Raw genomic sequence first — 18,165 nt, forward strand, 5'->3', positions numbered from 1 at the left:
CGACCGCCCCGTAGAGAGCCCCCGGTCAGCCCGTACGGAACCGGCCCCCAGCCCGGCCCCCTCCCCAGAAAGCCCTCTTCCCCATGAAACGCTTCCTGCCCGCCGTACTCCTCCCCCTCACCCTGCTGCTCACCGCCTGCTCCGGTGCCTCCTCCGCCGACGACTCGGGCGGCGCCGGCGGCAACACCGACGGCAAAGGTTCCGTGACTCTCAACGTCGGTGACCAGAAGGGCGGTGCCGAGGCCGTCCTGCGCGCCGCCGGTGAACTCGACGATCTCCCCTACAAGATCAAGTGGTCGACCTTCACCTCCGGTCCACCCATGCTCGAAGCCGTCAACGCCAAGGCCGTGGACGTCGGTTCCGTCGGCAACACTCCACCGGTCTTCGCCGCCGGAGCCGGATCGAAGATCACGATCGTGGCCGCGACCCACGGCTCCTCCCGGGGCGAGGCCATTCTCGTACGCAAAGACTCGCCGCTCACCAGGACCACCGATCTCCGAGGGAAGTCGGTCGCCGTCGCCCAGGGCAGTTCGGCGCACTACCAGCTCATCGCCTCGCTCAAGGAGGCCGGTCTCACACTGGACGACATCAAGGTCACGCTGTTGCAGCCGGCAGACGCACTCGCCGCGTTCACCAGCGGCAAGGTGGACGCGTGGGCGGTCTGGGACCCGTACACCTCACAGGTGCTACAGGCCGGACAGGGGCGGGTCCTGGCCGACGGCGAGGGCGTCGTCAACGGTCTGAACTTCCAGGTCGCCGCGCCTTCCGCCCTCGCGGACAAGGCGAAGGCCGAGGCCATCGGCGACTATGTCGAACGGCTGCGCCGGGCCCAGGACTGGGTCTTCGACCATCCCGAGGAGTGGGCGAAGGTCTGGGCGAAGGACACAGGACTGCCGTACGAAGTGGCCCTGGCCGCGGCGAAGCTGACGCACGGCACCCGGGTGCCGGTCGCCCTCGACCAGGCCGCCGTCGACTCCGAGCAGGCCATCGCCGACACCTTCGCCGATCTGGAACTCATCCCGCGCCGGTTCGACATCGCCGACTACGTGGACGACCGCTTCAACAAGGACCTGCCGCCGTCGACCTCCCCGGCACGCAGCTTCGGAAAGGCCTCTTCCCGATGAGCATTCATCTGCACTGGTTCCTGCCGACCGGGGGCGACGGACGGACGCTCGTGGACCGCCACGCGTACACCGACGGCGGGATCAAACGCTCCAGGATCACTCCGGTGAGCGGGGTCAGGGCGCCCGACATCGAGTATCTGGCACAGATCGCCAAGGCGGCCGAGCAGCTCGGGTTCGAAGCGGTACTGACACCGACGGGCACCTGGTGCGAGGACGCCTGGCTGACGACGGTGGCGCTCGCGCAGCAGACCGAGCGGCTGAAGTTCCTGGTGGCCTTCCGCCCGGGGCTGATCTCGCCGGTGCTGGCCGCGCAGATGGCGGCCACGTACCAGCGTGTCACCCGGGGCCGGCTGCTGCTCAATGTGGTGACCGGCGGCGACTCGACCGAGCAGCGGCGCTTCGGCGACCATCTCGACCACGACCGGCGCTATGCGCGGACGGCGGAGTTCCTGTCGGTGATCCGGGGGGTCTGGGGCGGGCGTCCCTATGACTTCGACGGGGAGCACTTCCAGGTGGAGGGCGGGCTCACCGCGCTGCCGCCGGACCCGCTGCCGGAGATCTTCTTCGGCGGCTCGTCCGCGGCGGCGGGCCCGGTCGCCGCCGAGCATGTGGATGTCTATCTGACCTGGGGCGAGCCGCCGGCCCAGGTGAAGGAGAAGATTGACTGGATCCGCGGTCTGGCGGAGGAGCGCGGCCGTACGGTCCGCTTCGGCATCCGGCTGCACACCATCTCGCGGGACTCCGCGAAGGAGGCCTGGGCCACGGCGGACCGGCTGCTGGAGGATCTCGACCCCGAGACGGTCGCCGCGGCCCAGCAGGCGCTCGGCAGGAGCGAGTCGGTGGGGCAGCAGCGGATGCTCGCCCTGCACGGCGGCTCGCGCGAGGGGCTGGAGATCTCGCCCAACCTCTGGGCGGGGGTGGGTCTGGTACGCGGCGGCGCGGGCACCGCGCTGGTGGGCAGCCACGCCGATGTGGCCGACCGGATCGAGGAGTACCACGAGCTGGGCATCGAGCACTTCGTGCTCTCCGGCTATCCGCACCTTGAGGAGGCGTACTGGTTCGGCGAGGGCGTGACCCCCGAGCTGGCGGCGCGCGGGCTGCTGGCGCAGGTGCCGCCCGCTCCGCTGCTGGGCGTGCCCGCGGCCAACGGGCGGCCGGCGTCCGCGCCCGGTGGCGCTCCGCTGCTGTTCGCCGGGGGCCGCTGAGCTGAGCGAGATACCTGCGTTTCGGGTGCACCGTCTTCGGGGGCATCGCCTTCGGGCACGCCGCCTTCGCATGCGCGGGAAGCGGGAAGATTCCCGGTTCCGGGGCTGTTCGTAGAAACGTGAACGACTTCGGGGTACGGGACGGGGCACGGGACATCGATGTGGTCGTCGTGGGCGCCGGACAGGCAGGTCTGTCCGGCGCTTACCATCTGCGGCGGTCCGGGCTCGTACCGGACAAGGACTTCGTCGTACTGGACCACGCCCCGCACCCCGGCGGCGCCTGGCAGTTCCGCTGGCCCTCGCTGACGTACGGCAAGGTCCATGGCATGCACGCGCTCCCCGGTATGGAGCTGATCACCGGGCCGGCCGATGACGACCGGCCCTCGTCGGAAGTGATCGGCGGCTACTTCACGGCGTACGAGCGGCGCTTCGGCCTGCGGGTCCACCGGCCGGTCGATGTGAAGGCGGTACGGGAGGGAACCGGCGGTCGGCTGCTGGTGGAGACCTCCGAGGGGAACTGGTCGGCGCGGGCGCTGATCAACGCCACCGGCACCTGGGACCGCCCCTTCTGGCCGCGCTATCCGGGCCAGGAGACCTTCCGTGGCCGCCAGTTGCACACGGCGGACTATCCGGGACCGGAGGAGTTCGCCGGACTGCGGGTGGTCGTGGTGGGCGGCGGCGCCTCGGGGACCCAGCATCTGATCGAGATCGCGAAGGTCGCGGCGGACACCACCTGGGTGACGCGCCGGCCGCCCGTCTTCCGCGAGGGACCGTTCGGCGAGGAACAGGGGCGGGCGGCCGTCGCGCTCGTCGACGAACGGGTACGCCAGGGCCTGCCGCCGGGGAGCGTGGTCTCGGTGACCGGTCTTCCGCTGAACGAGGCGATCGTCCGGGCGCGGGAGGAAGGCGTACTGGACCGGCTGCCGATGTTCGACCGGATCACCCCGTCCGGGGTGGCCTGGGACGACGGGCGAACGGTGCGGGCCGATGTGATCCTCTGGGCGACCGGGTTCCGCGCGGCCATCGACCATCTCGCGCCGATGGGCCTGCGCGAGCGCGGCGGCGGCATCCGCGTCGAGGGGACGCGCGCGGTACGGGACGAGCGCGTCCATCTGGTCGGGTACGGGCCGTCCGCCTCCACCATCGGCGCCAACCGTGCCGGGCGGGCCGCGGTACGGGAGATCAAGCGGCTGCTGGAACGCGAGCCCGCGGCGGCGGCCTGAGCGGCGCTTGCGAAGCCGTCGCCCACTGTCAGCCTTCGGTATTCGTGTCGGCGGACGCGCTGCCCTTTGCCTTGGCGCGGTTCTCGTTGAACTCCTCGACGTTCTGCAGGTGTTCGGAGTAGTTGTTGGTGAAGCGGGTGTCCCCCTTCGCCACGGTGACGAAGTACAGCCACTCCCCGCGCGACGGGTTGAGCGCCGCGTCCATCGCCTGCTCCCCCGGGTTCCCGATCGGTGTCGGCGTCAGACCCTTGTGCTGATAGGTGTTGTAGGGGCTGTCGATCCTCGTGTCGGCATGGGTGGTGTCGAGTGTGTTGCGGTTGAGCGCGTAGTTGAGGGTCGAGTCCATCTGGAGCGGCATGCCCAGGGCGAGCCGGTTGTGCACGACCCTGGAGACCTTGGGCATATCGGCCGCGGACTCGGCTTCGGCCTCGACGATGCTGGCGATGGTGACCGACTCATAGGTCGTCATTCCATTGCGCTGGGCTCCGGCGGTGATGTGATCGCCGGTGAACTTCTTGTTGGCGGTGTTGACCATATAGCTCAGCAGACCGGCCGCGGTGGTCGAGGAATCGATCGGATAGGTGGCCGGGAAGAGATAGCCCTCGGGGTTGCCCTTGGCCTCCTCCGGCAGCTTGAGCCGGGCCGTGGCCGCCGCGTTCCTGGTGGTGCCCGTCGGCAGTTCCAGGGCCTTGTCGACGGCGGCGTACACATCGGTGGCGCGTCGCCCCTCCGTGATGACCAGCGTCGAGGACTTCTCGCCACCGCTCTCCTCGGTCATGAGAAGTACGGGCAGCAGCACCGCCGCTCCGACGGCAAGGGTGGCGGCCACCAGCAGGACCAGTCGGCCACGGCGGGTCAGACGGGGCCTGCCACCGGGTCTCGCATCCGGAAGCTCGTTCATCATATGGGCACGGTAACCCGGAGTGATCACCGATCCCGGCACCTGCGGTGCGGCGACACGGTTCGTATACATACGGACGGATATTCCGCCAGTCCGTGTACGCATGGCGACCGTGCCATGGACACGCGGCTGCCCCCGGATGCGGTGCCGCCGGTTCCTGGTTCAGGGGAGCGGCGGCACTGCCGTACTCAGGGGGCGACCGGGGCCAGTTCCTCGTCGGCCTCATCGGTGTGGCCCGGCAGGCTGTCCCTGCGGACCAGGGCCGCATAGCGCCCGTCCCGCTGGAGCAGTTCGCCATGGGTGCCCTGCTCCACGACCCGGCCCGCGTCCAGGACCACGATCTGGTCCGCGTCCCTGACGGTGGAGAGCCGGTGCGCGATGGTGATCGTGGTGCGCCCCCGCGAGAGCGCGTCGATGGCTTCCTGTACGGCGTGTTCGGTACGGGTGTCCAGCGCGCTGGTCGCCTCGTCGAGGATCAGCACGGGCGGGTCGCGCAGGATCGTGCGGGCGATGGCGAGCCGCTGCTTCTCACCTCCGGAGAACCGGTATCCCCGCTCGCCCACCAGGGTGTCGTAACCGTCGGGGAGCGAGGCGATGTGGTCGTGGATCTGGGCCGCCCTGGCGGCCTTCTCTATCTCCTCGTCGGTGGCTTCGGGTCTGGCGAAGCGGAGATTCTCGGCAACGGAGGCATGGAAGAGATAGGTCTCCTGGGAGACCACTCCGACGGCCCGGGACAGGGTGTCGAAGTCCAGGTCGCGCACATCGACCCCGTCGAGCAGGACCCGGCCGCCGGTCACGTCGTACAGCCGGGGCACGAGATAGCTCAGGGTCGATTTGCCGGAGCCGGTAGGTCCGACGACAGCGAGGCTGCCGCCGGCCGGAACGGTCAGCTCGATCCCCTTCAGTGTCGGCTGCCCGCCCTTGTCGTCGTAGCTGAAGTCGACTCCGTCGAACCGCACTTCACCGCGGACCTTCTCGATCCCGACCGGGTGCTCGGCCTCGGTGATGTCGACGGGCAGGTCGAGATACTCGAAGATGCGCTGGAACAGGGCGAGTGAGGTCTGCATCTGCACTCCGGTGGAGAGCAGGCTCACGGCGGGCCGGAAGAGTCCCTGCTGAAGCGAGACGAAGGCGACGAGCGTGCCGATGGAGACGGTGGTGCCCCCGGCGCCCAGTGCTATGCCTGCGGCCCAGTAGATGACGGCGGGCATGGCGGCCATGACGATGCCGATCGTGGACATCCGCCAGCGGCCCGCCAGATTGGCCCGTACCTCCAGGTCGACCAGCCGCTCGGACTCGTCGGCGAAGGACCTGGTCAGCGAGTCCGCCCGCCCCATCGTGCGGCCGAGGAGGATACCGCTCACCGAGAGGGATTCGGTGACGGTGGCGGCCATGGTGGCCATCTGGCGCTGGCGGTCCGTGGTGATCTTCTTGCGCTCGTTGCCGACGAGACGGCTGATCCAGACGAACAGCGGCAGCAGGAGCAGCGAGACGACGGTGAGCCGCCAGTCCAGGGCGACCATCGCGACCACCGAGGCCACGACGGCCGTGAGGTTGGAGACCAGGGACGTCGCGGTCGAGGTGACGGTCGCCTGCATACCGCCGATGTCGTTGGCGATACGGGACTGGACCTCGCCGGTCCTGGTCCTGGTGAAGAAGGCGAGCGGCATCCGCTGGAGCTGGGCGTAGACACCGGTGCGCAGGTCGTGCATGACCCGCTGGCCGACCGTCGTCGAGATCAGCGTCTGGAGCACGCCGAAGACGCCGTTGACCACCGAGGTGGCGATCATGCCGAGGGCGAGCAGGCTGAGCAGTCCGGTACGGCCCTGCGGGATCGCGGTGTCGAGGATCTCGCGGAGCAGGAACGGCGAGGCGACCGAGACCAGCGACGAGGCGCCGACGAGCAGTCCCACGATCGCGAGCCGGCCGCGGTACGGACGGAAGAGACCGAAGATGCGCCGGAGCTGTGCGGGTGGCTCCGGCTGCCCCGGACGGTCGGTGCGGGGCGGGGGTGACCAGGTGGATTCCTCGGGTTTCATGGGCTCCTTCGACGGGCGGAACGGCTTCGGTGGAAGCGGTGGACGGTGGAAGCGGCGGGACAGGCGAGTCCCACCGCGCTCGGTCGGGCTCGGCTCTTTCCGGGCTTGGCCTTCCCAGCTCGGCCGCGCTCGGCTTTTCAGAGCCTAGCTCACTGTTACCTATGTACACAATGAACGGGCTCCTGATATTGTTCCCGCCATGAGCACTCCCGACGCGGACGGCATGCTGGCCGAGCAGTTGCTGCGGCTGACCCGTCGGCTCCAGCGCATCCAGAAGCGCCAGATGGAGCCGATCGGGATCACCCCCGCGCAGGCCCGGCTGCTGCGCACGCTCGCGTATTACGAACAGCCGCCGCGGATGGCCGATCTGGCCGAGCGGCTCGAAGTCGTGCCCCGTGCCGTGACCAGCCTGGTGGACGGTCTTGAGGCGAGCGGCTGGGTGCGGAGAGCACCCGATCGGACCAATCGCCGGGTTGTCCGGGTCGAGCTGACGGACACCGGCCGGGCCACCCTGCGGGCGCTGCGCGGCGCGCGGCGGGCCGCGGCGGAGGACATACTCGCGCCGCTCACCCCCGACCAGCGCGAAGTGCTCGGCGGACTGCTGTCGACGCTGGTCGACGGAGGCCACCACCGCCCCTGCTGAGCCGCCACCGGGCCCGCCCGTACGGCCGCGCCGGACCCCGCCGTACCGTCGCACCAGACCCTCGTGACCCCGTACGACCGGGCGTTTCACGCCGCGTCCGCTGGCTCGATCTGGCTCTCCGCGCGGAAAACCCATTGCCGTGAGCTGCCGGATGACGCGAACCTTGCACGGTTTGAGCCACTCCGCCCGGTCCACTCCACGAGTCATGGGACATCATGCAGATTCGCGACCTTCCGTATCCCGATCCGGGGATCCCCGACGTCCGGTCGGGCCCCCGGTTCCTGCTGTGGCTCGGACGCAACCAGTTGGGCGGGCAGCTCAAGGCCCTCGCCTGGGGCCTCCTGCACTTCACCGGTATCGGGGGGCTCTCGCTGGGCGCCGGGCTGGCCGTCCAGGCCGTGGTCGACCGCTCGGGCGGCCGGCTCGCGCTCGCCGGCGGGCTGATCGCGCTGTTCGGTGCCGCCATCGCGATCGGCGACACCATGCTGCACCGCACCGCCGTCACCAACTGGATCACCGCCGCCGCCCGCGTCCAGCAGCTCCTCGCCCGTAAGACCGCCGAGCTGGGCTCGGCGCTGACGCGCCGGGTCGCCGCCGGTGAGGTCGTCGCCGTCTCCACCGGCGATGTCGAGAAGATCGGCTGGTTCGTGGAGGCGGTCTCGCGCTTCCTGGCCGCCGCCCTCGCGATCGTGGTGGTCTGCGTGGGTCTGGTGATCTATCTGCCGGCGCTGGGCATTCTGGTCGCCCTCTCGGTGCCGGTGCTCGCCCTGGCCGTCCTGCCGCTGCTCCCCCGCGCCACCCAGCGCGCCGACATCCAGCGCGAGAAGGCCGGGAAGGCCACCGAGCTGGCCTCGGACACCGTCGCCGGACTGCGGGTACTGCGCGGCATCGGCGGCGAGGAGCTGTTCCTCGGGCGCTATCGCGCCGCCTCGCAGGAGGTCCGCAAGGCCGCCGTCCGCAGCGCCCGGATGTGGTCGCTGATCTCGGCGGTCCAGGTGCTGCTCCCGGGGACCCTGCTGCTGGCCGTCATCACGTACGGGGCGCGCCTCGCCCTGGACGGGCGTATCGAGGTCGGCGGGCTGGTGACCGTCTACAGCGCGGTGACCCTGATGCTCTTCCCGCTGCGCCACTTCGAGGAGATCGCGATGGCGTACTCGTTCTCCCGGCCCTCCGCGCGGCGCGCGGCGCGGGTGCTGTCGCTGGAGCGGACCGCGTACGAGGACGAGCGCGGCGGCCTCGACGACGCCCGGCCGACCGGGGACCTGTACGACCCCGCGACCGGACTGCTCGCCCCCGCCGGACTGCTGACCGCCGTGGTCTGCGGCGACCCGGACGCGGCGGGGCGGCTCGCCGAGCGGCTGGGCGGCCACGCGGCCGAGGAGGAGAAGAGCCCTTCCGTGCTGCTCGGCGGGGTGGCGCTGGACGATCTGCCGCTGGACGCGGCGCGCGCCAGCGTCCTCGTCCAGGACAAGGACCCGGTGCTGCTGTCCGGCACCCTCACGGAGCTGCTGGACATCCCGGCCTCCGGCGCGGTCGACCCGGAGAAGGCGCTCGCCGCCGCCCAGTGCGGGGATGTGCTCGACGCGCTCGTCCAGGCGTCGGTGGACGGCAGCGGCGATCCGATGCGGTCACGGATCACCGAGCGCGGCCGTTCGCTCTCCGGCGGCCAGCGCCAGCGGCTGGCCCTGGCCCGCTCGCTGGTCACCGACCCGGAGGTGCTGGTGCTCGACGAGCCGACCTCCGCGGTCGACTCGCACACCGAGGCGCGGATCGCCCGGAGTGTGAAGGAGCTGCGGGCCGGCCGTACGACCGTGGTGTTCGCCTCCTCGCCGTTGCTGCTGGACCACGCGGACCGGGTGGTGTTCGTCCATGAGGGCGAGGTCGCGGCCGTGGGTGCCCACCGCGAGCTGCTGCGGGACGAGCCCGGCTACCGGGCGGTCGTCACCCGCGAGACCGAGGCCGAACAAGAACAGGCACAGAGACAGGAACAGGAACAGGAACAGGAACAGCGCGCGAAACGGGACCACATCATGGAGCCCGCCGCCTCGCGGGCCCGGGAAGAGATCGAGGAATCAGCATGATCGGCGTGGCGCCACCGGCGTACGACCCGGCGGCCCCGGAGTCGGCGACGACCCTGCCGGTCGGGACCCCCGCGACCGTACGGTCCTATGTGAAGGAACTGCTCAGCCGGCACCGCACGGCGTTCATCCTGCTGATCGCCGTCAACGCGGTCTCGGTGATCGCCTCGATGGTGGGCCCCTATCTGCTCGGCGGCATCGTCGAGGACCTCTCCGAGGGGGCGCGCGAACTGCCCCTGGCGCGCACGGCGGCCGTCTTCGCACTCGCGCTGATCGTCCAGACCGTATTCGTACGGCTGGTACGGCTGCGTGGGGCGATGCTGGGCGAGGAGATGCTCGCGGATCTGCGTGAGGACTTCCTCGTACGGTCCGTGGCGCTGCCCCCCGGTGTGCTGGAGCGGGCGGGCACCGGCGATCTGCTCTCCCGTATCACCACCGACATCGACCGGCTGGCCAACGCCATGCGCGAGGCCGTGCCGCAGCTCGCCATCGGCGTGGTGTGGGCGGCGCTGCTGATCGGCGCGCTGACGGTCACCGCGCCGCCGCTGGCGCTGGCGGTGCTGGTGGCGCTGCCGCTGCTGGTCCTCGGATGCCGCTGGTACTTCCGGCGCGCGCCCTCGGCGTACCGCTCGGAGGCCGCCGGGTACGCGGCGGTGGCCGCCATGCTCGCCGAGACGGTCGACGCCGGCCGGACGGTGGAGGCGCACCGCCTCGGCGGGCGCCGGGTGGCGCTGTCGGAGCGGCGGATCAAGGAGTGGACCGCCTGGGAGCGGTACACGCTGTGGCTGCGGTCGGTGCTGTTCCCGACCATCAACCTCACCCATACGACGATCTTCCTGGCCGTGCTGGTGCTGGGCGGTTCCTTCGTCCTCCAGGGCTGGATCACGGTCGGCCAGCTCACGACGGGTGCGCTGTTCGCCCAGATGCTGGTGGAGCCGGTGGGGCTCATCCTGCGCTGGTACGACGAACTCCAGGTCGCCCAGGTGTCCATCGCCCGGCTCGTCGGGGTACGGGACATCGAGCCGGACGCAGGCGACGCCTCGGTCGTGCCGGACGGCCGGGATGTCAGCGCGGACCGGGTGCACTTCGGCTACCGCGAGGGCGTCGACGTACTGCACAAGGTCACCCTGGATGTCAGCCCCGGCACCCGGCTCGCGCTGGTCGGCCCGTCGGGCGCCGGGAAGTCGACCCTGGGCCGGCTGCTCGCGGGCATATACGGGCCGCGGCAGGGCCGTATCGCCCTGGGTGGCGCGGAGCTGTCCCGGATGCCCGCCGAGCGGGTCCGGGAGCATGTCGCGCTGGTCAACCAGGAACACCACGTGTTCGTGGGCTCGCTCCGCGACAATCTGCTGCTGGCCCGTACGGGCGCGACGGACGCCGAGCTGTGGGCGGCCCTGGGGGCGGTCGACGCGGACACCTGGGCGCGGGCGCTGGAGGAAGGTCTGGACACCGGGGTCGGCTCCGGCGGTACGGCCCTGACGCCGGCGCAGGCCCAGCAGATCGCGCTGGCCAGGCTGGTCCTGGCGGATCCGCACACCCTGGTCCTCGACGAGGCGACCTCGCTGCTCGACCCCCGGGCCGCCCGGCATCTGGAGCGCTCACTGGCCCGGGTGCTGGACGGGCGTACGGTCGTGGCGATCGCGCACCGGCTGCACACCGCGCATGACGCGGATGTGATCGCGGTGGTCGAGGAGGGCCGGATCAGCGAGCTGGGCAGCCATGACGAACTGGTGGCGGCGGACGGCGCGTACGCGGCACTGTGGCGGTCCTGGCACGGGTGATCGCGGCAGGGGCCGGGGCCTACCCCGTACGACGGGTGAGCCCCGGCCCCTCCGTACCGCCGCCATATGACGTTCAGCGCCTATATGACGTTCAGTGCCGCCGCGCCGCCGACTCCGCCCAGGACCATGAACGCCGGCATCAGCACCTTCAGCTCCACCCAGCTGCCGGCCCGGAAGCGCATGCCCTTCGGCGGTCCTATCGGGTACCAGCGCTTGCGGCCCAGGGGTATGGGCCACAGGATCGGGCAGCCCGACACCGTCAGCGCGTCCCCGATGTCATGCACCAGCGCGCCCAGGACGATCGGCAGGCCCAGCCAGAGGTACTCCTGCCCCGGGGCCGTGAACAGCCAGTCCGCGCCATTGCCCGGCTCGTCCAGCACGCCCGTCAGGATCCAGGCGCCGGCCGCGCCGAGCAGCCAGACGAGCACATCGCTGGAGACCCGCGCGGCCCGCCACAGCAGCCCCTCCACGGCCAGTACGACATGGACGAAGAGGATCGCGAGCACCGCCCAGCGCCCGCCGACGTATGCCAGGGCAGAGGCGCCCGCGCCGATCAGGACCGCCCAGAGCCAGGTGTGGGTCAGCGTGCGGTGGCCGCCGCTCCTGCGGGGGTCGCCCGGCTTCCTGGTCGCCTTGTAGACGGCGTACGACAGTTTGTCGACGATCTCGCAGAGCCCCTTGGACACCGGTCCGAACGCACGGGAGATCGTGGCGGCCTTGTGGTCCAGGTCGGGCGCGAGCGCGGCGCCCGCGCAGATCAGCGCGCCGGCCACCAGGACCGGCCAGGGCATCCCGTGCCCGGCGGCGGCCGCCGCGGCACCCACCCCCAGCCAGGCCGCCGCCCCTGACAGGGAGTGTGCCGGTCCCATCATGCTCGTACCCGCCCCAATGCAGTTGTGGTGGAGCCCCGCACGGAGAAACCCCGCGTGGCCGGGCTCAGTTGACAGGCCAGCGTACCGTCCGCGATCTTCGCTTCCCCCGCCGGTTCCCGGATCCGGGGGAAAGGCAGGCAAGATGGGGGCGTGACCCTTATCGATCAGCTCCCGCCGGACGCCGACCCCGATGCCCTGTTCGAGGCCTTCTCCTCCTGGGCGGAGGGCCAGGGCATCACGCTCTACCCGGCTCAGGAGGAGGCGCTGATCGAGGTGGTGTCCGGGGCCAATGTCATCCTGTCCACCCCCACCGGCTCGGGAAAGAGCCTGGTCGCGGCGGGTGCGCACTTCACGGCGCTGGCCCAGGACAAGGTCACCTTCTACACCGCGCCGATCAAGGCACTGGTCTCGGAGAAGTTCTTCGACCTGTGCAAGCTGTTCGGTACGGAGAATGTCGGCATGCTGACCGGCGACGCGTCCGTCAACGCGGACGCGCCGGTGATCTGCTGCACCGCCGAGGTGCTGGCCTCGATCGCGCTGCGCGACGGCAAGTACGCGGACATCGGCCAGGTCGTGATGGACGAGTTCCACTTCTACGCGGAGCCGGACCGTGGCTGGGCCTGGCAGATCCCCATCCTGGAGCTGCCGCAGGCGCAGTTCATCCTGATGTCGGCGACCCTCGGCGATGTCTCGCGCTTCGAGGAGGACCTGACCCGGCGTACGGGCCGGCCGACCTCCGTCGTACGGTCGGCGACCCGGCCGGTCCCGCTGTCGTACGAGTACCGTCTCACCCCGATCACCGAGACGCTGACGGAGCTGCTGGAGACCCGGCAGGCGCCGGTCTACATCGTGCACTTCACCCAGGCCGCGGCCGTGGAGCGGGCGCAGTCGCTGATGAGCATCAATATGTGCTCGCGGGAGGAGAAGGACCGTATCGCCGAGCTGATCGGCAACTTCCGCTTCACCACCCGGTTCGGGCGGAATCTGTCGCGGTACGTGCGCCATGGCATCGGTGTGCACCACGCGGGGATGCTGCCCAAGTACCGCAGGCTGGTGGAGAAGCTGGCGCAGGCCGGTCTGCTGAAGGTGATCTGCGGTACGGACACGCTCGGCGTCGGCGTCAATGTCCCCATCCGTACGGTGCTGTTCACCGCGCTCACCAAGTACGACGGCAATCGCGTCCGTACGCTGCGCGCGCGGGAGTTCCACCAGATCGCGGGCCGGGCGGGGCGCGCCGGATTCGATACGGCGGGTCTGGTCGTCGCGCAGGCGCCGGAGCATGTGGTGGAGAACGAGAAGGCGCTGGCCAAGGCGGGCGACGATCCGAAGAAGCGCCGCAAGGTGGTGCGCAAGAAGGCGCCCGAAGGCTTTGTGGCCTGGTCGGAGACGACCTTCGAGAAGCTCATCGGCTCCGATCCCGAGCCGCTGACCTCCCGTTTCCGGGTCACTCACACCATGCTGCTGTCGGTGATCGCACGGCCGGGCAATGCCTTCGAGGCGATGCGCCGGCTGCTGGAGGACAACCACGAGCCGCGCAGGCAGCAGCTCCGGCACATCCGGCGGGCCATCGCCATCTACCGTTCGCTGCTGGACGGCGGGGTGGTGGAGCAACTGGCGACACCGGACGCGGAGGGCCGTATCGTCCGGCTGACCGTCGATCTCCAGCAGGACTTCGCGCTGAACCAGCCGCTGTCGACCTTCGCGCTGGCCTCGTTCGAGCTGCTGGACCCCGAATCCCCTTCGTACGCGCTGGACATGGTCTCCGTCGTCGAGTCGACGCTCGACGATCCGCGGCAGATCCTCGCGGCGCAGCAGAACAAGGCGCGCGGCGAGGCGGTCGCCGCGATGAAGTCGGACGGTGTCGAGTACGAGGAGCGGATGGAGCGGCTCCAGGAGGTCTCGTACCCCAAGCCGCTCGAAGAGCTGCTGGTGCACGCGTACAACACCTATCGCAAGAGCCACCCCTGGGTGGGTGACCATCCCGTGTCGCCCAAGTCGGTGATCCGGGACATGTACGAACGGGCGCTGTCCTTCACGGAGTTCACCTCGTTCTACGAGCTGGCCAGGACCGAGGGCATTGTGCTGCGCTATCTGGCGGGCGCGTACAAGGCGCTGGAACACACCATTCCGGACGATCTCAAGTCGGAGGATCTGGAGGATCTCACCGCGTGGCTCGGCGAGATGGTCCGGCAGGTGGACTCCAGTCTGCTGGACGAGTGGGAGCAGCTCGCCAATCCCGAGGTGGAGACGGCCGAGCAGGCGCAGGAGAAGGCCGACCAGGTCAGGCCGGTCACGGCCAATGCCCGGGCCTTCCGGGTGCTCGTGCGCAACGCGATGTTCCGCCGGGTCGAGCTGGCCGCCCTGGACCGGATCGGTGAACTGGGCGAGCTGGACGGCGAGTCGGGGTGGGACGCGGACGCCTGGGGCGAGGCGATGGACGCGTACTGGGACGAGTACGAGGACCTGGGCACCGGGCCCGACGCCCGCGGGCCCAAGCTGCTGGCCATCGAGGAGGATCCGGCGCACGGGCTGTGGCGGGTGCGCCAGACCTTCGCCGACCCCAACGGCGACCACGACTGGGGCATCAGCGCGGAGGTCGATCTCGCGGCCTCCGACGAGGAGGGCCTGGCAGTGGTGCGTGTCACGGCCGTCGGGCAGCTCTGAGACGCGTGCAGCACTGAGAATGGGGACGAGAGCGGCAAGAGGAGAACGGGAGTACAGCGCACCATGACAAATCCCGCCGAGCGGCTGGTCGATCTGCTCGATCTGGAGCGGATCGAGGTCGACATCTTCCGCGGGCGCAGCCCTCAGGAGTCCCTGCAGCGGGTCTTCGGCGGCCAGGTGGCCGGCCAGGCGCTGGTCGCGGCGGGCCGTACCACCGACGGGGACCGGCCCGTCCACTCGCTGCACGCGTACTTCCTGCGGCCGGGGCGGCCGGGGGTGCCGATCGTCTACCAGGTCGAACGGATCAGGGACGGACGGTCGTTCACCACCCGCAGGGTCACCGCCGTCCAGCAGGGCCGCACGATCTTCAATCTGACGGCCTCCTTCCACCGGCCCGAAGAGGGCGGTTTCGAGCACCAGTTGCCGCCCCGGCTGGACTTCCCGGACCCGGAGACGCTGCCCACGGTCACCGAGGAGGTACGGGGGCATCTGGGGCAACTGCCGCAGTCGCTGGAGCGGATGGCCCGGCGCACGCCGTTCGACATCCGGTATGTGGAGCGGCTGCGGTGGACGCAGGAGGAGATCAAGGACGCGGACCCGCGGAGCGCGGTGTGGATGCGGGCGGTGGGACCGCTGGGCGACGATCCGCTGGTGCACACCTGCGCGCTGACCTACGCGAGCGACATGACCCTGCTGGACGCGGTCCGGATCCCCGTCGAGCCGCTGTGGGGCCCGCGGGGCTTCGACATGGCGTCGCTGGATCATGCGATGTGGTTCCACCGGCCGTTCCGGGCGGACGAGTGGTTTCTGTACGACCAGGAGTCGCCGATCGCGACGGGTGGCCGGGGGCTGGCCCGGGGCCGGATCTACGACCGTGCGGGCCGGCTGCTGGTGTCGGTGGTGCAGGAGGGGCTGTTCCGGCGGCACGGGACGGCGGGTTCACAATGAGGACAGAACGCCGGAGACCGAGGAGATCCTGATGACTCTGTACGACATCCCGCTGCGCACCCTCGCGGGTGAACCCACTTCCCTGGCCGCCTACAAGGGCACGGCCGTCCTGCTGGTGAACGTCGCGTCCAAGTGCGGTCTGACCCCGCAGTACGCCGGTCTGGAGCGGCTCCAGCAGCAGTACGGGGACCGGGGTTTCACCGTCCTCGGCGTGCCCTGCAACCAGTTCGCGGGACAGGAGCCCGGCACCGCGGAGGAGATCCAGACCTTCTGCTCGGCGACCTATGGGGTGAGCTTCCCGCTGCTGGAGAAGACGGATGTGAACGGGGAGACCCGGCACCTGCTCTACGCGGAGCTGACGGCCACGGCCGACGCCGAGGGCGCGGCGGGCGATGTGCAGTGGAACTTCGAGAAGTTCCTGATCTCCCGTACGGGTGAGGTCGTCGCCCGGATCCGGCCGCGTACGGAGCCGGAGGCGCCCGAGGTGATCGCGGCGATCGAGGCCCAGCTTCCCGGCTGAGTGACAGGGGGTGGGGCCGGGGCTGCCCACGGCGGCCCCGGCCCTGCCTCCGGGGTCAGCGGATCGGCATGCCCGACAGCGTGCGGGCGATCACCAGCCGCTGGATCTCGCTCGTCCCCTCGAAGATCGTGTAGATCGCGGCGTCGCGGTGCATGCGCTCCACCGGGTACTCGCGGGTGAAGCCGTTGCCGCCCAGGATCTGTACGGCCTGCGCCGTGACCTGCTTGGCCGTCTCACTGGCGTACAGCTTGGACATCGAGCCCTCGGCGGAGGTGAAGGGCTTGCCCGTGGCCGCCATCCAGGAGGCGCGCCACACCAGCAGCCGGGAGGCGTCGATCCGGGTGCGCATGTCGGCCAGTTGGAAGGCGATGCCCTGGTTGTCGATGATCGGGCGGCCGAACTGGCTCCTGGTCATGGCGTAGTCGAGCGCCACCTCGTACGCCGCGCGGGCCGTGCCCACCGCCATCGCGCCGACGGCCGGGCGGGAGGCCTCGAAGGTGGCCATCGCCGCGTTCTTCACCCGCTCGCCGCCCGCCTCCTTCGCCCGCTCGCGGGCCCGGGCGAGCCGCTCGTCCAGCTTCTCCTTGCCGCCGAGCAGACAGTGCCCTGGAATCCTGACGTCCTCCAGGACGACCTCGGCGGTGTGCGAGGCGCGGATGCCGTGCTTCCTGAACTTCTGGCCCTGGGAGAGGCCGGGGGTCGCGGGCGGGACGATGAAGGAGGCGTGGCCCCTCGTACCGAGACCGGGGTCGACGACGGCGACCACCACATGGACATTGGCGATACCGCCGTTGGTGGCCCAGGTCTTGGTGCCGTTCAGCACCCACTCGTCCGTGGCCTCGTCGTACACCGCGCGGGTGCGCATCGCGCCGACGTCGGAGCCGGCGTCGGGCTCGGAGGAGCAGAAGGCGGCGACCTTCACCTCGTCGGCGTCGCCGTACATCTGCGGGATCCAGGTGCCTATCTGCTCGTCGGTGCCGTTGGCGAGGACGCCGACGGCCGCCAGGCCCGTACCGACGATCGACAGGGCGATGCCCGCGTCGCCCCAGAACAGCTCCTCCATGGTCATCGGGATACCGAGGCCGGTGGGGTCGAAGAACTGCTGGGCGTAGAAGTCGAGGGAGTAGACGCCGATCTTGGCGGCCTCCTGGATGACCGGCCAGGGGGTCTCCTCGCGCTCGTCCCACTCGGCGGCGGCCGGACGAATGACGTCCGCGGCGAAGCCGTGCAGCCAGTCGCGGACCTGCTTCTGGTCGTCGTTGAGTTCGAACGCGAACTCGGCCATGTTCCCCTCCAGCGCTGCGCCGGTACCCGCAACCATGGCGTCACCGACCGACGTTACTCATGGTAACCCCAGTCTGTTACCCGTAGGTAGAGAATGTCAACCGGCCATGGTCTGATCAGCATTGACGGCGGGCAGGGTGTTACTTTGCCGGTGCGTCGGGCAATCGCATGGGCGGGGAGACACAGCTATGGAGACCACACAGCAGGCCGAGCAGCAGCGGTCCGCGCGCCAGCGGAGGCGCCAGTTGCTGGAGGCCGCCGACCGGGTGGTGCTCCGGGACGGCCCCCAGGCCTCCATGAACGCCATCGCCGCCGAGGCGGGCATCACCAAGCCCATTCTCTACCGGCACTTCGGGGACAAGGGCGGGCTGTACCGCGCGCTCGCCAAGCGCCACACCGACGCACTGCTGGACGCCCTGCGGGCCGCGCTGGACGCGCCCGCCGAGCGGCGCCGGCGGGTGGAGGCCACCCTCGACACGTACCTCGCCGCGATCGAGGCCCGGCCGCAGGTCTACCGCTTCCTGATGCACCCGGCCGAGGACAGCCAACTGCCGGAGCAGGGCTTCGATGTGGGCCGCCACTCGGCGCCGCTGCTGCGCCGCCTCGGCGAGGAACTCGCGAAGGTCATCGAGGAGCGGGTGGACCTCGGCCCGGACAGCGGGCAGCTCGCGCGGGTCTGGGGCCATGGCATCGTCGGGATGATGCACGCGGCCGGTGACTGGTGGCTCGGTGAACGGCCCTGCTCGCGCGAGCAGTTGGTACGGAGCCTCGCGGACCTGCTGTGGGGCAGACTGGCGACGGTGGACGACCGCGAGGGCGGGCCCGGGTTCTGAAACGGCTTTCCGGAATCTGAAGCGGCTTCGGAACCCGCGGAATGCCGCTC

General features: G+C 70.4%; 14 protein-coding genes. 10 read left to right on the forward strand and 4 right to left on the reverse strand.

Features of this window, described 5'->3' with window-relative positions; translation table 11 throughout:
• The first annotated feature begins 83 nt into the window (after window positions 1–83).
• From ACFU9P_RS23370 to ACFU9P_RS23380, 3 genes are all read left to right on the forward strand, one after another.
• A complete protein-coding gene (locus ACFU9P_RS23370) occupies window positions 84–1,124 on the forward strand; it encodes an ABC transporter substrate-binding protein (RefSeq protein ID WP_384083952.1) in 1,041 nt (346 codons plus the stop codon).
• Window positions 1,121–2,329 carry an LLM class flavin-dependent oxidoreductase gene (locus ACFU9P_RS23375; protein ID WP_384083954.1) on the forward strand — a complete coding sequence of 403 codons (1,209 nt, stop codon included), beginning with the start codon at window positions 1,121–1,123 and terminating at the stop codon, window positions 2,327–2,329. Before ACFU9P_RS23370 ends, ACFU9P_RS23375 begins: the two co-directional genes overlap by 4 nt.
• 119 nt (window positions 2,330–2,448) lie before the next feature.
• Window positions 2,449–3,552: an NAD(P)-binding domain-containing protein gene (locus tag ACFU9P_RS23380; protein ID WP_384083957.1), complete on the forward strand. Its 1,104-nt coding sequence runs from the start codon at window positions 2,449–2,451 to the stop codon at window positions 3,550–3,552.
• A 28-nt stretch (window positions 3,553–3,580) separates the two neighbouring features.
• On the opposite strand, the gene mltG is transcribed toward ACFU9P_RS23380, so the two are convergent.
• The gene (gene mltG / locus ACFU9P_RS23385) at window positions 3,581–4,456 is read right to left on the reverse strand and encodes an endolytic transglycosylase MltG (protein ID WP_376380417.1); all 876 of its coding nucleotides are present in this window, start codon (window positions 4,454–4,456) and stop codon (window positions 3,581–3,583) included.
• Between the two features lie 185 nt (window positions 4,457–4,641).
• The gene (locus tag ACFU9P_RS23390; RefSeq protein WP_384083960.1) at window positions 4,642–6,492 is read right to left on the reverse strand and encodes an ABC transporter ATP-binding protein; all 1,851 of its coding nucleotides are present in this window, start codon (window positions 6,490–6,492) and stop codon (window positions 4,642–4,644) included.
• 199 nt (window positions 6,493–6,691) lie between these two features.
• On the opposite strand from ACFU9P_RS23390, the gene ACFU9P_RS23395 reads away from it, so the two are divergent.
• The 3 genes from ACFU9P_RS23395 (at window position 6,692) to ACFU9P_RS23405 (ending at window position 10,994) form a co-directional block, all read left to right on the forward strand.
• Window positions 6,692–7,135, forward strand: a complete 444-nt coding sequence (locus ACFU9P_RS23395; RefSeq protein WP_046494697.1) for a MarR family winged helix-turn-helix transcriptional regulator — start codon at window positions 6,692–6,694, stop codon at window positions 7,133–7,135.
• 215 nt (window positions 7,136–7,350) lie between these two features.
• The gene (locus ACFU9P_RS23400; protein WP_384083963.1) at window positions 7,351–9,216 is read left to right on the forward strand and encodes an ABC transporter transmembrane domain-containing protein; all 1,866 of its coding nucleotides are present in this window, start codon (window positions 7,351–7,353) and stop codon (window positions 9,214–9,216) included.
• On the forward strand, window positions 9,213–10,994 hold the full coding sequence (locus tag ACFU9P_RS23405) for an ABC transporter ATP-binding protein (RefSeq protein WP_384083966.1): 1,782 nt from the start codon (window positions 9,213–9,215) through the stop codon (window positions 10,992–10,994). Before ACFU9P_RS23400 ends, ACFU9P_RS23405 begins: the two co-directional genes overlap by 4 nt.
• An 80-nt stretch (window positions 10,995–11,074) precedes the next feature.
• Here the strand turns inward: ACFU9P_RS23405 and ACFU9P_RS23410 are convergent, their stop codons facing one another.
• On the reverse strand, window positions 11,075–11,866 hold the full coding sequence (locus tag ACFU9P_RS23410; protein WP_376380405.1) for a metal-dependent hydrolase: 792 nt from the start codon (window positions 11,864–11,866) through the stop codon (window positions 11,075–11,077).
• Between the two features lie 150 nt (window positions 11,867–12,016).
• On the opposite strand from ACFU9P_RS23410, the gene ACFU9P_RS23415 reads away from it, so the two are divergent.
• The 3 genes from ACFU9P_RS23415 to ACFU9P_RS23425 all read left to right on the forward strand — a co-directional run bounded on the left by ACFU9P_RS23415 (window position 12,017) and on the right by ACFU9P_RS23425 (window position 15,998).
• Entirely contained in the window at window positions 12,017–14,530 is a 2,514-nt protein-coding gene (locus tag ACFU9P_RS23415) for a DEAD/DEAH box helicase (RefSeq protein WP_376380402.1), read from the forward strand.
• A 63-nt stretch (window positions 14,531–14,593) separates the two neighbouring features.
• Window positions 14,594–15,478 (forward strand): acyl-CoA thioesterase, encoded by an 885-nt coding sequence (locus ACFU9P_RS23420; RefSeq protein WP_384083969.1) that lies wholly within the window; start codon window positions 14,594–14,596, stop codon window positions 15,476–15,478.
• 31 nt (window positions 15,479–15,509) lie between these two features.
• On the forward strand, window positions 15,510–15,998 hold the full coding sequence (locus tag ACFU9P_RS23425; RefSeq protein WP_384083972.1) for a glutathione peroxidase: 489 nt from the start codon (window positions 15,510–15,512) through the stop codon (window positions 15,996–15,998).
• A 55-nt stretch (window positions 15,999–16,053) separates the two neighbouring features.
• Here the strand turns inward: ACFU9P_RS23425 and ACFU9P_RS23430 are convergent, their stop codons facing one another.
• Window positions 16,054–17,283, reverse strand: coding sequence for an acyl-CoA dehydrogenase family protein (locus ACFU9P_RS23430; protein ID WP_384083976.1), 1,230 nt, complete (start codon window positions 17,281–17,283; stop codon window positions 16,054–16,056).
• 187 nt (window positions 17,284–17,470) lie between these two features.
• On the opposite strand from ACFU9P_RS23430, the gene ACFU9P_RS23435 reads away from it, so the two are divergent.
• Window positions 17,471–18,115 (forward strand): TetR family transcriptional regulator, encoded by a 645-nt coding sequence (locus ACFU9P_RS23435; RefSeq protein WP_384083979.1) that lies wholly within the window; start codon window positions 17,471–17,473, stop codon window positions 18,113–18,115.
• The last annotated feature ends 50 nt before the right edge of the window (window positions 18,116–18,165 follow it).

It is taken from the genome of Streptomyces sp. NPDC057617 (assembly GCF_042800555.1).
GTDB lineage: Bacteria > Actinomycetota > Actinomycetes > Streptomycetales > Streptomycetaceae > Streptomyces.

What these genes read in the sequence shown, in the direction of transcription:
- ACFU9P_RS23370 (WP_384083952.1), top strand. Translation starts at nt 84, where the DNA reads ATGAAACGCTTCCTGCCCGCCGTACTCCTCCCCCTCACCCTGCTGCTC.
- ACFU9P_RS23375 (WP_384083954.1), top strand. Translation starts at nt 1,121, where the DNA reads ATGAGCATTCATCTGCACTGGTTCCTGCCGACCGGGGGCGACGGACGG.
- mltG (WP_376380417.1), bottom strand. Translation starts at nt 4,456, where the DNA reads ATGATGAACGAGCTTCCGGATGCGAGACCCGGTGGCAGGCCCCGTCTG.
- ACFU9P_RS23390 (WP_384083960.1), bottom strand. Translation starts at nt 6,492, where the DNA reads ATGAAACCCGAGGAATCCACCTGGTCACCCCCGCCCCGCACCGACCGT.
- ACFU9P_RS23395 (WP_046494697.1), top strand. Translation starts at nt 6,692, where the DNA reads ATGAGCACTCCCGACGCGGACGGCATGCTGGCCGAGCAGTTGCTGCGG.
- ACFU9P_RS23400 (WP_384083963.1), top strand. Translation starts at nt 7,351, where the DNA reads ATGCAGATTCGCGACCTTCCGTATCCCGATCCGGGGATCCCCGACGTC.
- ACFU9P_RS23405 (WP_384083966.1), top strand. Translation starts at nt 9,213, where the DNA reads ATGATCGGCGTGGCGCCACCGGCGTACGACCCGGCGGCCCCGGAGTCG.
- ACFU9P_RS23410 (WP_376380405.1), bottom strand. Translation starts at nt 11,866, where the DNA reads ATGATGGGACCGGCACACTCCCTGTCAGGGGCGGCGGCCTGGCTGGGG.
- ACFU9P_RS23420 (WP_384083969.1), top strand. Translation starts at nt 14,594, where the DNA reads ATGACAAATCCCGCCGAGCGGCTGGTCGATCTGCTCGATCTGGAGCGG.
- ACFU9P_RS23425 (WP_384083972.1), top strand. Translation starts at nt 15,510, where the DNA reads ATGACTCTGTACGACATCCCGCTGCGCACCCTCGCGGGTGAACCCACT.
- ACFU9P_RS23430 (WP_384083976.1), bottom strand. Translation starts at nt 17,283, where the DNA reads ATGGCCGAGTTCGCGTTCGAACTCAACGACGACCAGAAGCAGGTCCGC.
- ACFU9P_RS23435 (WP_384083979.1), top strand. Translation starts at nt 17,471, where the DNA reads ATGGAGACCACACAGCAGGCCGAGCAGCAGCGGTCCGCGCGCCAGCGG.